This window comes from Acinetobacter sp. L-24 (assembly GCF_056857555.1).
In genome coordinates, this window is sequence record NZ_JBSXNI010000041.1 from 98,668 (window position 1) to 116,282 (window position 17,615).

The 17,615-nt window shown below is 37.8% G+C and carries 6 protein-coding genes; 3 read left to right on the forward strand and 3 right to left on the reverse strand.

Going from position 1 to position 17,615, the window contains the following annotated elements; genetic code table 11:
* The 3 genes from AC13CK_RS08400 to AC13CK_RS08410 all read right to left on the reverse strand — a co-directional run bounded on the left by AC13CK_RS08400 (position 1) and on the right by AC13CK_RS08410 (position 13,048).
* The gene (locus AC13CK_RS08400) at positions 1-4,434 is read right to left on the reverse strand and encodes a hypothetical protein (RefSeq protein WP_482831085.1); all 4,434 of its coding nucleotides are present in this window, start codon (positions 4,432-4,434) and stop codon (positions 1-3) included.
* A 312-nt stretch (positions 4,435-4,746) separates the two neighbouring features.
* On the reverse strand, positions 4,747-11,382 hold the full coding sequence (locus AC13CK_RS08405; protein WP_482831086.1) for a strawberry notch C-terminal domain-containing protein: 6,636 nt from the start codon (positions 11,380-11,382) through the stop codon (positions 4,747-4,749).
* Positions 11,383-11,413: 31 nt separating this feature from the next.
* Positions 11,414-13,048 carry a hypothetical protein gene (locus tag AC13CK_RS08410; RefSeq protein WP_068524132.1) on the reverse strand — a complete coding sequence of 545 codons (1,635 nt, stop codon included), beginning with the start codon at positions 13,046-13,048 and terminating at the stop codon, positions 11,414-11,416.
* Positions 13,049-14,572: 1,524 nt separating this feature from the next.
* Here AC13CK_RS08410 and AC13CK_RS08415 point away from each other — a divergent pair.
* The 3 genes from AC13CK_RS08415 to AC13CK_RS08425 all read left to right on the forward strand — a co-directional run bounded on the left by AC13CK_RS08415 (position 14,573) and on the right by AC13CK_RS08425 (position 17,602).
* A complete protein-coding gene (locus AC13CK_RS08415) occupies positions 14,573-15,049 on the forward strand; it encodes a hypothetical protein (RefSeq protein WP_005005780.1) in 477 nt (158 codons plus the stop codon).
* Positions 15,050-15,216: 167 nt separating this feature from the next.
* Positions 15,217-17,007 carry a hypothetical protein gene (locus AC13CK_RS08420; protein ID WP_482831087.1) on the forward strand — a complete coding sequence of 597 codons (1,791 nt, stop codon included), beginning with the start codon at positions 15,217-15,219 and terminating at the stop codon, positions 17,005-17,007.
* Positions 17,000-17,602, forward strand: coding sequence for a hypothetical protein (locus AC13CK_RS08425; protein ID WP_005005776.1), 603 nt, complete (start codon positions 17,000-17,002; stop codon positions 17,600-17,602). Before AC13CK_RS08420 ends, AC13CK_RS08425 begins: the two co-directional genes overlap by 8 nt.
* Positions 17,603-17,615 lie beyond the last annotated feature (13 nt).

Consider the following 17,615-nt stretch of genomic DNA (forward strand, 5'->3'; position numbering starts at 1 on the left):
TTAACGCCCCAATGTTTGATCATTGTCATGATCGTTTCTACGTGCGACTTCTAAATCTATATGCTTATCAAGGTCACTCAAAAATTGAGATGTCGTATTTTTCTCAAGCTTTACTTGGTCTAAGTAGTTTTTAGTATTGAAATTCAAACCATCTTGGAGCGCTTCTAAGCGTAGGCCAGTTTTATCAAAATCAGCCTCAAGGATCTGATTCACTTCTTTGATTTTGTCCATGTCTTGCTGTTCTAGACGGTGTAACTTCACATCTTCATGAATCGCAGCGATATAGTGATCAGTTAAGATCTCTTGCTTTAAGTGCTGAAGCGCAATTTCCACGTTTCCTGTTTCAGCAATCACGGCGTTGAAGCTGTCAAAGATTTGACCTGTTTCAGCCGAGTTTCTAAATTCAACAATACGAGGCTCAACACTATTAAGGTTTACAAACTTGGCATCACCATACGCAGTAGGTAGTACTAGATGATCATCCATACATTCAAAAAGTTGCTTATATTCAGCATTCATAAGATTTGATGCTGCTTGAAGCTTTAAATCTTGTTGTAACGTGTCTAGGCGTTGGTTGAGATGTAGAAAGCTTTGAACATACATCTCGTTTTGAGAGTTTTCAGGCGCAACAACGGTTGAGGCCATACCTTTAACAACATTTTTCAGTTGCGTATTTTGAATCTGATCAGCAATTTGATTAAGCGCGTTAATGTGATCGGCTTTCACAAGGTTATTGTTTTTCAGTTGTTCAATAAATTGATTTTGTTCAATCACTTTTTCACTTTCCTTTTCGCTGAATAACGAATCTTTAATTTGTTGTTTCACCTGGTCCAAGTTAGATAAGAGGTGAAGTACTTCTTGTTCATTGCTGTTATTGACTGCATTTAGCAAGGTAACAAACACATCATGGCTGATTAATTGTTGCTGATTATTTTCCGCATTCTGAAATTCAGCAATTTGGCTACGGCTAATGACTTCAACACCAACATCATTGATATAGCTTGCACCAATCGGGGAGAGTTGATTATCTGGAGCTTTTACGGCGTAGTACTCGCCTGATTTGCCATCATCTTTGGCGCATAGACCAATATATGTATTGCCATCTTGCGTAATGATTTTTGAACCGATGCTATTGAGTGCTGCAGAGGGTTGTAACGTACTCAAAGTTTGAATCAATTCTTTTTCGCGATTTTGATGAATTGCATTACTTACTGCCTGGTAAACTTCAGGATCTAAATAAGTCACCTGATTGGCAGATTCTTCATTGAGCGCCGTGACAGTATTCCACTCTAAAATATCTTTACGCGGTATCGTTGTAATACCGGCATTAATAATATCTTCCGTGGTAATTTGACGATCAAGGTTGGTAATGGCCACGGCGTTGTATTCGGGTGCAATTGATTTATGACCTTCCGAATCTGAAGTCAGTACCACGAATTGACCGTAATCCGTTTTCACCATGGCGCCTACAACACTGAGTTTGCCTTCCAAAATCATTTTTGAAAGTTCAAGTTCACGTTCGGCAGATCTGGCGTAAGTATTAGTCTGTTCTGCAGTATTGTTGATGGTATCGGCTTTGAGCTTGTCTAAGTATTCGCTTGAAAATTTACCAAGCGCATTTAACTCGTCTATCGGCTCGACAGACTCCAGCTCATACAGTGGAACGGTAGAGGATTCATTCACGATGTCTTTAAGATAAAGCACATCTTGTTCAGTGATATTTTCGAGATCTTCAATCACCGAAAGAGGCACAACGATCGCACGTTTATCCAGATTATCGGAAGCTATATCCAAAACAACCATATTGGTTTGGGTTGTTTCATCTTCATAAACCATACCGACAAACTGTTCAATTTCAGCATAAGAAACATTGTTGTGACGGTCTTTAAAGAATGCTTCTAAGTCAGAATCATGATCAACATAAATACTGTCATAAGGGTTCATTGGTTTACCGTCATTGTTTTGGTCTTGGCTTTGCGGTGCTGATTGAGTTGCCGACTGTTCCGCAGTATTGCCTTTAAACTTACCCAAAAGGTTTGAAAGTTTAGATTTGGCTTTCTTTACTTGATCCGAAATCATTTGACCTGATTGATAGGCACGTTGAATAAACTGATCTTTGTATGAAGCTTTGGCTTCTTCAGTCATTTGTTCTGGATCTTGCCCTAATGGATATTCGGCACCAAGGAACATACGTGCTTGTTCTAAGTACTGAGAACAAATGGGTTCAAAAAAGCGACCTTCAAACTCATGGATCTTTTCAGACTTAATGCCTTCGTGCAGTTCTTCAATTGAGAGAAACGTTACTTTGTCTTCAATCGTTTCTAAATAGAACGGCGTAATCGGGGTAGGTGCATCGCTACCTTCTACTTGAGGCGGTAAATCTGCTTCTTTAACTAGTTTGATAAATGGGGTAGAGGATTCAACACCTTCGACAGAATCCTTACCGACTACATCAATCACGATGTATTGTTCACCGTCAATGGCATAGACTTTACCGACATTTAGATCGAATTCTTCTAAGGTAACGCCGTCACGGTCTTTATTCAGTTGAGTGGTATATGGATCGTTTAAAAGAGGCAACATTTGCTCTTTTGAGATCGGTTTTAAAATATCGGCATTCTTACCAGGTTCAGTCAATTTTGATTTATCGGCTGTATTGGCAAGCTGTTCGGGTTGTTGTGCGTCTGGATGGTTACTTTTAACGGTAACATCAGGATTGATTGGTTTATCCCAAATGTTTTTCAGGTTATCAAGGTTTTTGTTCTTGTTGAACATGGCCATAATCGCTGCAATGATCAACTTGATTGTTTTCTTAACCAGTTCAATCATGACTGCAATCATTTTTGCACTGAGCGCAGCGAGTTCATCAGCGACCGTTCGTGGATAGCCGTGGCTATTTTCACGCGCTAAAGGAGGACGTTCGTTACCTTCCTCATTTCGCATATCCTTAAAGCTTTTAGAGGCAACGCTACTTGCAGCCAAACTTGCTTTGTCTTGTGGACCACCAGCAATGTTTAATGTGCTCTTTGGTGTACCTTTTGGTGCATTCGGATCAGCTGATTCAACATCTTCCTTTACTGTCTCTTTAGTCTTCTGATTTTCTTTATGTTCTTTCAAAAGTAGAGCAGCTTGTAACTGGTCGCTATGTTCACGGGTTTCTAATAACTGAATTACTTCCTTGGTTAACGTGTCCGTATTGAATTCAAGATAGTGAATCTCAAGTTGTTCAAGTCGAGCAGCTGTATGGTCGCTATTCACACGCCATTGATCCATGACGATAGATTTTGGCACTAAGCCAAGTTCTTCAGCTTCAATCCCACGAATTAAGCAAAAGTCACGCACTTGGCGCATCAATGCGTTAATTTGGTTTTTATCGGTTAATTCACCTGAAAAATAGGTATTCGGTGCACCCGTAACTTCGTTGTAGATCTGCTGTTTTGCTTCACGCACGACCTGGTTTTGGTTAATCAGGCCTTCAATCGCGAATTGACGATTACTCAGGAAGTTGAGGGCATTTTCTTTAGTTGCACCCTTCAGGCTTAAACCATAGTAGGGCTGAGTGATAAAAGATTTTGTCTCAAAGTTAAATAGGGTTTTTTCGGCCACTTGAACGGCTTCAAATGGATTCTCTTCTTTGGAAAGGAGGAAATCAGGATCATTGTCTGATAGGAATAATTTAGAGTCTGCAGTTGTATAGACACGGTCTTCAACTGGCAATGAACTGTTATTTTCAGCAATATTGCCTAATCCTTGGTCCAGTGCGTTTTTAGTCTGGATTTTATTCAGATCCGCAATAAACTTAAGATCATCATCATTCTGCAGATCAAGCCCGATGTCTGCAAAGAATTCTAATTGACTGGCTGGATCTCTTTGCTCAAGTACATCAAATACTTTACCAATCAGAACAGGATCAAGTTTAGCTAAATCATTGACAGTGACAGCGGAAAGATCAAACGTGTTTTCAGGAATGATGGACCGTTCATTCTCGTAATTCGGGTAACTACTACGCTCATAATCACCTTCGTCAAAAAAAATCGGTTCATCATCGTTCAACCGAGTATCTTCAAGAGGGGGAGCGTAATCATAATCTGGGTGCCCAGGAGGTACAGAGTTACCGCCCATAGGCTGATCATACTGATCATACTGATCATACTGATTATTTTGATACCCATCATCTTGCATGACTGGTGGTTCTTCCATTAATGGAGGATCAGATAGGGGATCATTGGGATATGGTTCAGACTGGTATTGTTGCGATTGATCTTGTGCAACATTATTTTGTTGTGGCGTAGGCTGGATGGATTGAAATTCCACTCCGTCCAAACTTAAATCATCCCACTGTTCCAGGCCCTCATTGAAAGTTAATGATTGGCCGTCTTGCAGTTGATCAAGTGTTTGCTCGTCAAAATTATCTTGTTTAGGGCTTTGGTCCATATTTGATCCTTATGACAGGTGGCCATTCTGGTTTTAAGAGTCCTTTTTAGAATCTGTATCAACATTCCAAATAAAGTTTTCTTTAAAGTCAGAATTAAAACCAGTTGTGATGTCTAATTCACTGTCAAAATCCACTAAATCTGAGTTATTAGAAGATTCCTCTAAGGGATTAGAGTTGCACATAAAATACCTGTATTTGTTTTTTAAAACGTCAATGTGATCGTCACGGATATGATACATGGTATATACGAACTAGACCACACGTAATTGTTATTCACGTATGGTCTGGTATATACCTTTTAAGGGAGGGTTTTAGAAAGATAATTGCTGGATTTCTTGATCGTTATCTAGGGTTTTACCCTCAGGTAACTCAGCCTTATAAGCTGGCTCTTCTGGAGGATTAAGCATACGGTTAATTTCATTTAAAAAGTAACCATTACCATCAGGAAGCTTAGATTTTAAATCCAAAAAGGCAGCTTCAATTTTGGTTGTACTGTCCAGCTCGTCAACAAAGCGTTCAACATCCTTAAGATCAAGCGCAAATCTAAACTCATTACGGCTTGGCTCAGTAAAGTGGATGTTCAACGATTCATCTGTTTTACCGCCTCTAGGATCATGGAATACGTTGGTATTCGACATAAAACGATTGAACTGTTTTGCAACAGATTTCACCGTCACATTAAAGCAGTCTGACCCGTTGTAGTAGAACTCAATACTTGCTTTCTTGTACGGGAAATTAACCTTAGTACCCACATAGTTATTGCGGTTGAAATCAATGTTTACAGGCAATTGATTAAAGAAGTTCGCAATCTCTTTAACTTGCTTAAACGTCACTTGGTTTTCAAGAGAGCTTTCAAACAAGTCAGTTGGTGTATTTGATGGCAATAATAACGCACGGTTACGCATACCATCAGCATCGGTAAATATAACGGTTGAATGTCGTAGATCTAGTGAGCTGACAATCTTATGTGCCTTGAACATATTGCCCGTTAAGGTAATCGCTTGTCGTGTGACATCACCAGACGGCGCTTTCTCAAAATAGGTACGCGTATAACGGGAATAATTGTTTTGTTCAGTAAATAAGTTCACCAAGGGTTGACGATCCTCAACATGACGTCTATTCACATCAGCATAAGAATAAAATTCAGGATTGAAGCGTTTTAGGATAATACGTCCTTTTTCACTCACTGGAGCTACCCAATCCAAGTCTTGCTTGGCATTTTGCATGGTGTAATTGATCAGTGGAACTTTAAACGACTTCTTATCACCAGGGTAAACCAAATCAAGCTTAACCGCATTCGGTGTGATTGCACCTACACGTAACGGCGGTAGGTCTAGACGTAGCAAAGCACCTGTTTTGTGATCTGGCGTCACTTCATCATCAAAAAGACTTGGTTTTGATATAAGGAACAATAACCCATGCGCTGAATGACCTTCTTTTTCGTTCCTTTCCATAGAACGAGCCAAGAATTTTAGATCCTGAACAATTCGATACATGCGATCAAAGTTAGAGGTCAAAATAGGATCATTGGCAAGATAAACCGCTTCAGCTACTTTTTCAAAAGCATCTGCAGAGTGATCATCAGGTTTACGAAATTGAATATCATCAATGTGTTTTACATTGGCTTCAACAACACCGAAATGATCAAATACTTCGTGTCGATAATCACGAATCACTTCACCACGCATTTGCCCATTTTTGAAAAATAACTTTTGCTTAGCAAAGCCTTCATATTTTTGGTACATCAATGCCTCAAAGTTATAGGCATAGTGTAGTAGTCCGTGTACCGTTTCATTGATGTTTTCATTGATACGTTTAAATTGACGCACCAGATAATCATCACTTTCTTTGAACATGAGTTTTAGATTGTCAGCACGTAATGGCTCAACATGTTCAATGTATTGCAGACCTTCAAAACGCACAGGTAGATCAAAGGTATTGATCTTGGCTGCTTCTGTTTCTGAAGTCACGGTAAAGAAGTTGTCCTTCACTTCAAACTCACGGACTTTTTTAGCTTTCCAGTCTAAAAAGTTGGTCTTGAGTGGGTTACGACCCAACAAGTCTAATTCACGGATCTTATCGTTATAGTCAACAACCAAGTCTTGATAAACCTGTTCTTGCTGACTAATCGGCATCAAAATCAGTTTAGATAGCAACTGGTTCACATGATAGTTTTGCGCCGTGCGATACGATGGTCCTTTTTCATCATCCGAAATATCAATATCAAGTGTGTTCGCCAAGTTCACGTTATTTTTCAAATAGTCCAACGCTACCCGGTTGCCAATGTAGTTGAGCATGTCAGGATAATCGTTTTCGTTAAACTTGGTTTCTGAGTTGGCAGAGACGTTCGCTGATAGGGTAGACAGTTTACGCATCATCATTAAGTGCATACGTGTTTCTGCTGGAATACCCGAATCTACTGTCGTCATAATCGGATGTGATTCTTCACCACGGCGACCCACACGACCGATCATCTGAATCGTATCGGTAGAGTTCTCAGGTTTTTGCAAGAAAAACAACTCACGTTGGCGCAAGTGATCCGATGGAATTGTAGGATCAGGGTTTTTGGCTGCATGTAGAGAAATACCCGTACAACCAGAGCGAGTCACAATAACAACATCGATTTCACCAGATTGGAATTTTGATTGAACCAAAATCTTACCTTGTGTCGTATTGTTCTCTTGTTTATTAACCTTCCATTTGCCGTCTCTTGTTTCCGTTAAGTGGATCTGACGGCCAGAGATTTCATCAATCTTGAAGCCAGCTTTTGTCACCTTGTTACGTAGTACGTCCAAAGGCATCAAAGGTAGGTCAGGGAACTTTTGAATCTTTTCTTTGATACGATCCAAAATGATTTTATACGGACTTACCACTGGATCGCCGTTTTCATTAAATGTCACTTCCGTACTGAGCTTCTTAACGAACGAGTTACCGTAGTTATCTTCAGCTTTCACCACATCGATGCGATCTAACATCACTTCAAGCAAGTCACGGAATTGTGGGAGTTCATCTAAAACAGAAATTTGACTTTGCAGATAGCTACCGCGCTTATCTTCAAGCTTAGTCAATTCCTTTTGAATATTTTTCGCTGCTTTTTCATCGCCAGCGTCACGGTTTTCTTTGATCATGAGTTTTTGAAGCTCACTTTCAAGAAATTCAATTTCTGACGATACCGACTTGAAGTTATTAAACGCTTTTTCTTTTTCAGGCGAATCAGCGGTAACGTCTTGCGCCGTATCTGCTTTTAAAATCGCTTCCATGCGACTTTGCATCAAAATGTTGAATAGACTCTCACCCGTATTTTCCAAACCAATCACGGGCTTTCTACCCTCATGTAACGCCTGAATCACAGCATCACTTGTAGAGTCAGTTTTCAATGCCAATAGGAATTGCTTTTGGATCTGGTACATTCGAGATCCAAAGTTCATCACACTCAAACTTAAACGGTTTTTCGGATCGTCTGAATCCTGATGAAAGTCTAAATTGGCAACAGCATCATCATCATTGGCAATGTTTTCTAGCGCATCGAGGCGAATGTCTTTAGAAAATTTCACCATGTCCGTCAAGATGTCAGAAAGAACATCTGAGTAATTGTGAAATTTCTTAATTTCCTCTTCAGTTGGCACAAAGGTTTGAATGGTAATGTGCGAGAGATCTTGCTCTCTACGAATCATTGCAGAGCTATCTACCAAACCTTCAGAAATAAACTCCAAAATTGGACCATCTGCATTATCGATAACCTTTTGTAAGTCATTACGAGATACGGATCGAGGGAACAATTTATGGAAGAATTCAAGATTTTCAGGTTTCTTAATTGCCGATGCAGACTGGAAATTAATTAGGTTGGTCTGATCAATAACATCTAAGAAAAATTGACTTGTAGCTGATTTCAAGGATGCTGCACGGTGCGTTTCATCCATCACCAAAACAGTGTCTTGATTAATAAAACGAGTCAATAACGCACGTTTACGGTTTGGTCGGTTAAATTGGCTATACGTTGCCAATACCAAGTCATGTTGCGCTGGAATATCTTCAATTTCCTTAGGCAGATCTTGGCCAGTGAATAAAACCTCTTCAGTACCAAAGCGGTTAATCACAGCATCCGAGTTAAAGATAAACGGATCTTTAAAGAACTTGTCACTGTCTGTAGCAACAATATCACGCCAAATGTCGTTCAAGAGTTGCGTTGTATCTGTAAGGAAAACAGGGGGCTTTCCTCTTAACGCACTATATCGTAAACACGCAGCTGCAATACGACCTTTACCTAAACCCGTCTGGTCGCCAATAAGCACAGGTAAGTTTTGGTCAAAACGTAAAATGATATGGGCAACCGCATCGACCTGTTCACATGCAAAAGCGGACTTTAGTGCATCAAAATTGTCATATTGCAATTTCTTAGCGACATAGGCATCAACAAGAGTAGGGTAGTTACCATTATCGACTTCAGCTTGGAAATTGATACCCCCAAAACCTAATACATTTTGGATGTGTTTAGTCAATTGAGCATTTGCCTGATTAATCGCTTTAATCTGGTTTTTAGCCACTAAAGCAATTGGCTCAGATGCCATGGACATCGGTATATACTTAACTTGGTATATATTTTCCGGAGTTGGTTCTGTTGTGTTTTCAGCATTAGGAACAGGAACAATCGGCTGTAAATTTGATTGGTCAGATTCAACAGTCGGTTCTTCTTCTTTTTGCTCAGTACCGATCGCTAATTCAGAATTTAACTTAGCAATCTCTTCAGCAGTTAAACCCGGTTCCTGTTTTACTTGCTCTACCGCTGGTTCTTCAGCTGGTGTTTGTTCAGGTGTTTCACCCTCATTGGTCGCCGTGGTATCACCTACTTGAAGATTAACGTCATCGTCAAGGTCTTCATCCTGATTTTGGTTCTCGTGCGGATTCTTTACCTCAGGCACGAAATCATTGTCATTTTCATTTTCAAACGTTGGTGTAGCTTCAGTTGGTGTAGGTACATCATCATCTGAACTGGTTGTTTGCGTACTAACTTCAACGGTTCCGAAGTCAAAAGAAACTTTATTCGGTTTTGATTTAGGTTTACGACCAAACATCGGTTTTGGTTTGACAGCTTCCTCTTGCTTAATCTCTTCTTCTTTAGCGACCACGACTTCATCAAACATAGTGACTGCAGACGTAGGCGTTACACTTGATGCAATATCTTCAAGTGGCGAAACAGGCTGTTCATCACCTAGACTGGCAAACAAATCGTCATTTTCTTTTTCAACAGGCTTAACCTCAACAACAGGTTCAACCACTGGTGCTTGTTGTGCTTGTTGCTCAACTGGAGTCGGAGTAGTTGGCTTGAAGTATAGATCCTTATTCGGATTCAAACGTTTATAGATTACGTTATTAGCCCATCCCCAAAGTTCGTCATAGTCCGTTATGACTTTCAACTTATCTGGTACCACAGAAGATTGGTAAGTTTGTAGTAACGCTTGTTCATTTTTACGATTGCCTACCACCAACATACGAACATTTTGATTAGCGCCGTTTCGTGCATATGCATTGCCGTGGATTTCTACAACCGCCTCAACTTCATAATGCTTATAGAGATAATTGAGTAAATTCTTTGATTTACGCTCAACCGTACCATCTGAAATCTGTTTATCTGAGCCAATAATGAAAACTGAACGCCCTTGATCGTTTCGTGCGTTTAGTGATTTAACCAGAATGGCATGGTCCAATTTATCCGTACTGAACCAGACGTTTTCTGATGGATCTACCAATAATGGGTTTGGATCTACGCCGTTACGCTGTTGAACCAAAATTGGTGCAACACGTTCTAATTTATCCATAGCACCAAAAGGAGGGTTGGCAATCACATAGTCAACTTTTTGCTTAAACGTTTGCTCAAAATCAATTTGTGTAGCATCTGCAGTAACAACCGTGCATTCATAATTTTGAGTCAGTGCTTTTGTACGTTCAGCACGTTTGGGATCTAACTCAACCGCATAGACAGAAGCATTACGCTCTTGGGTTAATAAACCGATTAAAGATCCATTACCCACAGTTGGCTCGAGCACGGAAAAGTTTTGTTTTGTTCGGTTATCACCCTCAATCAATAAGCGCTGAGCCACAAGTGACATCGGGATTGGAGTCGAATATTGCTGTAGCATACGAATCGTATTGTTTCGCATGGTCTTAGTCGGCATGCGATTGTATAACGCTAAACTCGTTTTAAATGAGCTCTCAGTAAAATCAAGCTCACCTAACTTTTCGACCATCACTGTTTCAAGCGCTTCTTCTGCAGTATGGATCTGTTTATCTGTTACCTTGGATACATCAACGTCAGCATTTTTGGCTTGCGTGATTAGAGCTAAAAACTTTAAAAAGTCCTGGTGATTATGGCTCTTTGTTTCATGTTCTAATTGATAGATATAGCCTCTTAAGCATTCTTTTAAATCTTTTTGCTTGGTCGCACGTAAGTACAGACTAGACGGCTGATCATTAGGACCTTCAGGTATTTGCGTACCTTGGGCATTCACGTAAAAACGGTTATGAGCTGAAGCATAGATTTTGTTGCCATCAGAGTTATAACCGAGTGGAGTTGCACTATTCAACGCAACGTTCAATCGTTGTGGCACCAATGTTTTTGCTTGGGCATTGAACAAATCATGCAATTCTTGGCGAGTCGCAAGCACACTACGGATAAATTCTTTTGGAATACCCAAAACTTCATGAAACAGTCTTGGTTTGATCGTTTCATTCAAATTGTATTGATACAAGTGACCGTCAAAGTGAGGATAAGCCTCAAACTTCATCGGTGTAAAACCAATGTTATTCAAATTTTCTTTAGATAGTTTTTTTTGAACGTCCAATAAGAGTAATTGGCTATCCGTCTGGCCAACACGCCGTACATCGAGATATACACCAGCTTGTGATAAGTCGATCCATTTAATTTTTTCGTTTAAATCATGAGTAGTCATAGCGAACCTGAAGAAGAATTATTAAATTTGATTAAAAAGTCATGTCGTTATAGACATCAGAAGTCGCAGCCTTTTCTTGGCTTTTCTTAACATCCATTTCTGGCTGTCTGACTTTCATCATTAACTCTTGTGGATCAGGTAAAAGATCGTGGTTGAAGTTCTTAGATAACGGACTATCGATTGAAGCTTTATGTTGCTGTACATGCTCTACCGTAATTTCTGAAAAGTTCAACGCATTCATACGGGTTTGAGTAAGTTCAACAGGCTCGATAAACGAGACAAAACAATTATTCGAGTTCCGTTGGTGTGGTTGAATAACAATAAACGCTTCAGCAAATTGCTGTTTTGCATGCGTCAATTTATTCATGGTCTGACGATCAACTTGACTTAAAAATTGAGGATTTAAGTCGTGCGGTTTTGGATTGCCGTAGTCATCGGTAAATTGATTCACTAGGGGAGGTGCACCAACACCACGAACACCCTCACCAGTACGTAAATCTATTTCTGGATCTACCTTGCGAAAACCAGCGTGAGGCGTTTTATTGTTGAAAAATTTCTTTAAGAACGTGTCTTTGTAAAGCGCACCTAGTTGTAGTTGTTGGCCATGATAAACCTCAGGCAGTAATTTTTGACTCACCAAGCCAGCGTAAAGACGTTTTAAATTTTGATTTTTTTCTTTGTCTACATCTTCATTGTAGAACACTTTAATTTGTCGATCGCCAAGTAATGCAAACAGGGCAATACGGGCCTGGTCCATAACATAAACGTTCTGAGCCTGTTTATCGAACTGGTCTTTTTCATACTGGTTGGATGGTACAAAATTTGGATCAAAAGTTGCGGTGTGAAAGTCATTGCCGTTCAAAATATCTTTGATACTTTCAATCGGATCTTTAGCAACCCGATAAGACTTTTTAGTTTTATCAATACCGCCACGTTGCATCAACGGATCTGGCTTAGCGAATTGCTTAACACTTTCACGATCAGCACTGTCATAGGTTGGAATCAATGGGATTGTAGTTAATACAGAACCAGACTCATAGCGCACAACAATTTTTGAAAATGGAATGCGCTCAGGTTGGTTGTCAGTACTATTCGATAAAGATTTAACAAGAAGCTGTAAATTATTTTTAATAATAGCGTTATGAAGTGCTGGAGAATTAATTTTTACATTGGGCACTTGCATATGTGCTGCATCTTCAATGATTTGAGCTTTAACAAAGAAATCGCCGTTTTTTTGTTGATGCACATTGATAGAAGTGACTGCTTTGATTAATTGTGAATTCGGGTTGTTACTCATTACGTTGCACCACTGAGCAACATAAGTTTTATAACCGTCAAGAGATTCGTAGGGTGAGTCAACACATTTGTCAAAACAGATAATTCGACCACGGTTAGCACCGCGATTATGTGTGTCTAATGAAGTACGTTGGTTACGTCCAGAATCAAATTTTGCGTGGACTTCATCTACTGAAACATTCTCAGTATGATGCTTGTTGAGTTTATTAATGATCTTCGTGAATTCTTCAGATGAACTCATTCGTATGCGAACTGGTTCATTGGTAGACATATCAAAGCCGTATGCATACAGCTCGTCTTGTTCATCATGTTTGTAAAATTGATCTACAGTCATGACGATACGTTTAATCGTATTATCACTTTTACTCATTTCTTAAATTCCACGCTTTATATTTTTGATTGCTGGTCATTGACTCAAGCTATTTATAAAATACTACAAAACCTCATTGGTATATACTAAGGAGGCAAATAAAAAATTAAAAAATATATTAAAAAGTTTAAGAGTAAATTTTTAAAAAGAAATTTTTTGTTTATTATCTTTCTAATTAAGGGAAGTTAATTAGGGACATTTTTTATGCTTATTTTTCATGATATTACAGGATTAGTACGGAAAAACACAAATGGTACGAGCGAAAATCAAATTCATTTGAGCGCAAATTGAATTTGAATTTTTAGAAAATAAGGCGTTTTTAGTTGGTTTTTGATGTTTTTATCCACTTTCCTATTAAATTCTATCCACAAATTAAGTTCTTGTATATTAGAATGAATTTAAAAATATGAGTAAAATATTGTTCATTTTTTAGCTTTTTGCAATATTGGAAATTTGCAAACTAGCAAGTGTTGTAAGTCGCTGTTTATAATAAAATTAAATAGAATAAAAAATACTTCCAGCGCAAATTAAATTCATTTGAGCGCAAATTAAATTCAAAACGTTGCGGATAACTTCTCCAATTTCTTGAGAGCCTTGATAATAAAGACTTTCAGATTTTATGAGGAATAGCCCTTATATATGACCCAACGATCGCTATTTAGCTTGTTTTACGACAAATCAATAACTTACGCCATTAGGACGGAAGAAAGTTTACAACCCATTTATAAAAAACTTTCGCTGAGTTCAGACTATAACAGAAAATCAATGAGTTACGCCATTAGGACGGAAGAAAGTTTACATCCACTTATAAAAAACTTTCGCTCGTATTTTGACACAACTATAAATCAATAACTTACGTCATTAGGACGGAAGAAAGTTTACAACCCATTTATAAAAAACTTTCGCTGGAAGTTAGGTACAGCCAAAAAGTTATAACCTAACCTTAAAACATACTAAACATACTATCTATGATAGTTGAGCTATTGGATCTGGACAAAAAAGTAAAATCAATAACTTACGCTATTAGGACGGAAGAAAGTTTACAACCCATTTATAAAAAACTTTCGCTCGTATTTTGGCACCACTATAAATCAGCAACTTACGTCATTAGGACGGAAGAAAGTTTACACCCATTTATAAAAAACTTTCGCTCGAAATTTGCCAGCAATATAAATCAACAACTTACATCATTAGGACGGAAGAAAGTTTACAACCCATTTATAAAAAACTTTCGCTCGTATTTTGGCACCACTATAAAACAATAACTTACGTCATTAGGACGGAAGAAAGTTTACAAACCATTTATAAAAAAGTTTCGCTGGGTGCCTATCTTGAGCACATATTTATTTGATCAAGTATTACATTGGTTAACTTACATTGTAATTGTGAATATTACTCATATAAGGCACTGTTTTTCATAGTCTTATTTATTAAGAAATTACTGTTAAAAATGCTTTTAATCGTAGTCTAATTAACGAATTGATGCTATAATGTCTACTCAGAATGCCTATGGGAATTCGAGATATGCAATATCAATCATTTAGTCTTAGACATCAAAAAATACTCATTGACTTCAATGTGTTTAGCTCTGGCTCGTCTGATATTTTGCTAAAAGGTGTTTTATCTGCCGAATTGCTTATTCTAGTTGATAATTTAAATGCATTTTATTCTGCAGAAGACGGTAGATACGTTGTATCAGCTGAAAAAGTTAACCACGTTACAGGTCTAGATTTTAATAAGAAAACTATCAACCAGATCATGCGTGAAGCTTGTGATTTATCATTTATGATTGATACAGATGCGAAGCAAGCTGCAGCACCTATGATTGACGAAATTCAAATCTTATCAAGTGGCGATATTACTTTTAAACTCACTAAAAGCTTTGATTTTTTTAGAAATTCTCTTAGTTTTAAAAGCATATATGAGAAGCTACCATACAGGTTCACTACTTCTAAACTAGAGTTACCGCAGATCGGTCAACAAATAATGTTAATTGCGTAATTAAGCCTCTGACGAGGCTTTTTTATTGTCTAAAATTTAGTTAGTATATACACAGCTTTAAAGCGAAAAGACTACAACGTTAGTTGGGTTGCAAATATATTTTTATTTTTATTTTTTAATTCAATCTCAGGCAATGTACGTTGTACGTTGTCTAAAGTGGAGCAGTTATGCAAGATTCTTCACAAGTCTGCATAAGTAAAGGAATTTCAGAAGATGAAATTTTTGGACTATCGCAGTCAATGAAAGACTCAATTATTAATGCCGAAACAAAAACCATGGATCTCTTGGGTTACGGCAACAAAATCAGTAATTTCATAGTCGAATGTTATCTAGATATTCCAGTTGTTGATCAATTCATTTTTTACTTAATGTTGGTGAATGCCAAAAATAAGTATGCACATCAGCTGCAGCGCGTTATCGCTGAAAAACCTGAATTATCCCAAATTGAAGCATTACAACTAGCGAACAACTTTGTTCTGAATTTTGAATACATCCGTCAAATTCTTTTATTCAAAAATAAAGCTAATTACCTTAGCAATGGCCGTATCAAATCTTTGGCATGGAATACGCTAAATAGTGTTGGTAAAGTGATGCTACCAATGAGCTCTTTACGCCAAATAGACAGCGAACCATTTTCAAGAAATGACGTAGACAGCGTAACTCATAAAAGAATGTTTGCCAGTACGGGCTATTTTGAATTAGATAACAATGCGTTTATTTGCTATCAGCTTGAAGAAACGTTGATTGCCAATCTATCTGAATTAGATTTTGATAAAAAGGGGCGCTACACAGTTCTCGACACTTTAACGGTTCTTGGATTTAAGGACCGTTTTGATCTTTATATGTATAACTTGATGAAGATCAATGAGTTTCGTGGCGAAGTGGTTATTCCTTACATTGACTTCAAAGCATTAACCGAGTTTTCAGTAGAATTTAAATACAAAGCAAGTGATTTTTACCGTAAACGACTTCTTGTTTCATTAGAAAGACTGAATAACAATCCATCTATTGAATTATTTATTTCTGTTAAGTATGAACCATGCAATAAGCGTACACCAGATCGTGACAATTTTTGCAATTATCGTTTTCAGATTCAGTTGAAGTCCAACTATCGTAAAGCGCTTAATACATTAAATGAAATGTGTGCAAAGGTTCAGGATGAACAGGGCAATGAGCTTAAAATCAGTAATGCGCTCTTCACTTCAGCAATTCGATTGAATAATGGTGAACCTGAAAAAGTAATAGAACTTGTTAAGGATCGTTTAGCTGCTTATACAACTAAGAATGGACCATCATATTTAGCTAAAAATCTTAATTTGGTTGCGTCTTATGTTACGCGAGCTCTAGAAGATCTATATAAAAGTAATCACTTCTTTGAAAGATTCCTAAACGATATGAAGCAAGCAGATAATTTACTTTATCTGAGAAATCGTGATAAGAAAGTTGAGATCGAAAACAAAAGTGCATCTACTTTCTCAAGCGAATTCATTAATATTCGCGACAAAGTTGATGTTACCACTTGTGAAATTCTTACAAACGCTGAGTACATTTCAAAGAAAACGGAAGCTACTGTAATTATTGATTATGCTTTCATACGTAATTCTATTTTTATTACACATCCTCATTTGCGCCACCAGCGAAATGCAGACGAGAAAAAATACATAGATCTCGTGTGTGAAAGCACAAAGCTTTGCCAAATATTCTTTGGTACGGGTAATGAAAATAAAAAAACGTTAACTCAAAACTATTTAACAGAACTCCTGTTTGAACATTTTTTTGATGATAATTTCCACTTGAACTCAGATGTATTAAAGAATCTTCTAAAAAAAGATAAGGACTATTGGGTACAAGAAAAGCAAAAGACATTTATGCGGTTGTGGAAACTTGCAAATGAGTTCAGTTTAAAAGCTATTAGTCCAGCGAACTACAACGGTAAAGAGAGTTCAGACAATGAATAATAAACTTTATTTATGTGCAATTTTTACGGCTACTATATTGAGTAGTAGTGCAAATGCCGATTTTAGTGATTGGTATAAAAAAGCAACTTCAAATGAAGATTCAACTCAGCAAGTGCCAGCTCAACAACAGCAAGCACCTGGTCAAATTCAACAGCAAGCACCAGTTCAGGTTCAGCAACAGCCGATACAGCAAAGACAATATAATTCTAATCGGAACACCACAGCTACGCGTTACCAAAACAATAATGCAAATGTCACTGGTGATTCTGGCCTTGAAGCACGAATGAATAACTTGAATTCGACCATTGAGAATCTAAACAAGTCATCAAAAAGTGGTGACAACCTCACGAATAACTATCTAAATATTGTTCAATTCATAGTGATAAACGAAGAAACACGTAAATTGGATGGTAAAGACAATACATCACTGATCAATAACATGTTGGCTGGTATTGTGAGTTGTCAGAATAAATACAAAGTCGATGTTATACAAAAAGTGAATAATCAACTCCCAAGAGATGTTGCTAACACCGTACAACGGTATTTAAGCCAGAATGGACGCTCTATTGGTGCAAACGGCAACTGTTTATACTAATTAAACCCCTTTT